The organism is Mycoplasmopsis fermentans PG18 (genome assembly GCF_000209735.1).
GTDB classification, from domain to species: domain Bacteria; phylum Bacillota_I; class Bacilli_A; order Mycoplasmatales; family Metamycoplasmataceae; genus Mycoplasmopsis; species Mycoplasmopsis fermentans.
In genome coordinates this window covers 547,431-549,290 of sequence record NC_021002.1, presented here as the reverse complement: position 1 = coordinate 549,290, position 1,860 = coordinate 547,431, and the positions used below count along the sequence as shown (strand labels likewise).

Sequence of the window (1,860 nt, the reverse complement as noted above, 5' to 3'; positions counted from 1 at the left end):
TATTCCGTATCAAATAAAGATACTGAGCTATTAGAAGTNACCACGAAGCTTAGAAAAGGCAATTAAAGAAATACAAAACGATAACTTTTATAAAAGCTTAGATTATAAAGCTAGAGGCAAGTATTTGTTTTATTACCAGTTAAAGAAGGCAATAATATTAATTTTGCCTATGCTATAGTGGTGAATAATATTGAGGCAAATTATAATGCTTTTGATGATAAATTATGATTTAAAGAAATACAAAACGATAAGCATAAAAAGCCAAATGGTGAAGATTTAGATGTTGATAAAACAAAAGCAAGCCATAAAAGTAATTATTGAATTTGAATTGTATCGGTTATGCTTGCCTTAGGTCTTGCTGTTGGTGGCATATATGGTATTAGATGATACTTGAATAAAAAAGGCTTTAAAGCTGGCAAGAGCAAGAAACAAGTTGCAATTAAGAAATTCAAAGAAATACAAATCTATAAAAAAGACAGAATTAAGGCTAAGCCGGTTGTTCTTAGCGATGAAGAAATTAATAAATTATTTGCAAAATAAAAAATATATCAGGTTGGTGGCTATTAATTTTGGTTAAATATTTACCAAGAGCAATGCAAAAAACTTTTGATTTAGCTTCTTTTCATTCTTCAAAGCTTTTAGGTTTTAATTTATTTAATTCTCTCTTGATATTAAAATTAAGATCTTTATAGCTTGGCATTTTCATAGTTAAATTATAACGTGAAAAATTTTCATAAATTTATTTGACATTGTTATATATTCCCGATATAATAATTGTGATAAGTAAAAATCCTGAACCTTTTGCTAATCACTAGATTTATTATTTCATATTTAATAATAAGGAAAGGTGAGTGGATTTTGCCATTCACCTTTTGTTTTACTTATCATTGTTGTTCAGTTTAATTAAATAAAAAAGAGCGATTGCTCTTAAACCTGAACCGAACAACCGCAAATTTATTATATATTAAAAAATAAAGAAAGGAAAATAAAAATGTTAATTTCAAGAGAAACATTAAAAAATTGTAGTGACAAAGATTTAAATGATTTGTGAGCTTTGGTTAGTGATATGTCAGACTTACCATTAAGTTATGATATTAACAAATTAATGAGTTGTGTCAATTCTTCTAAACATGGCTGCAGTCATTTAATGACTCATATACAATTTATAGAGTTTTGATATAAAGAAATAAGAAGAAAAATAAAATACTATCTTACTTGAATTAGCAATATGATGGAATTATTTAAATCAAATTTCCTATTATATTTCATAGTAAGAGAAATGAAAATAAGATTAAAAAACATTAAGCTATGTGTTAAGTCTTACAAAGCTAACGAATGAAAATTTGACAATTTAAGAACTCCAGTACAAGTGCAAGTATTTGAAGATTATTTAAATATGGTATATACCGCAATTGATGGCAAAGTTTTAAATAACGGAAAAATTCAAGCCCACCCTTTTATAATTTTTTAGTAAAAGATTATCAATTTGTTTAAGAGTAAACAATGCAAATAAGATTTGAAAAATTATTAATTTTTTTATTTATTTGTAGTATAATTTAAACAATAGTCTAAGAAGGATTTTGTTATATGAGTAATCGAACAAGCAAGCAGCTCATATTTTATCTTTAAGCGCTTGATGATACGCCTTAGACTCTAGTTCGTCTTAAAAAGAGGTTTAATCCTCTTTTTTGTATAATTTTTATATGAGTTTAGAACTATGAAGACCATTAAAAATTACAAATCCTTTATTAGAAGATATTTTTCATCTAAATATCGATACAAAATTTAAAATTCATCCTTTGATAATTTTTGAAAATACAAAAAATAAAACTTATTATTGTATAAGACTCAAACGCAAGA

The 1,860-nt window shown here is 25.4% G+C and carries 2 protein-coding genes and 1 pseudogene; 2 read left to right on the top strand and 1 reads right to left on the bottom strand.

Annotated features, from left to right (window positions below):
- Positions 1 to 180 precede the first annotated feature (180 nt).
- The gene (locus MBIO_RS02510; RefSeq protein ID WP_041594221.1) at positions 181 to 540 is read left to right on the top strand and encodes a hypothetical protein; all 360 of its coding nucleotides are present in this window, start codon (positions 181 to 183) and stop codon (positions 538 to 540) included.
- Position 541: 1 nt separating this feature from the next.
- Here the strand turns inward: MBIO_RS02510 and MBIO_RS02505 are convergent.
- A pseudogene (locus tag MBIO_RS02505) lies at positions 542 to 706 on the bottom strand (exis); the annotation flags it as partial.
- Positions 707 to 991: 285 nt separating this feature from the next.
- Here MBIO_RS02505 and MBIO_RS02500 point away from each other — a divergent pair.
- Positions 992 to 1,471 carry a hypothetical protein gene (locus MBIO_RS02500; protein WP_013526809.1) on the top strand — a complete coding sequence of 160 codons (480 nt, stop codon included), beginning with the start codon at positions 992 to 994 and terminating at the stop codon, positions 1,469 to 1,471.
- The last annotated feature ends 389 nt before the right edge of the window (positions 1,472 to 1,860 follow it).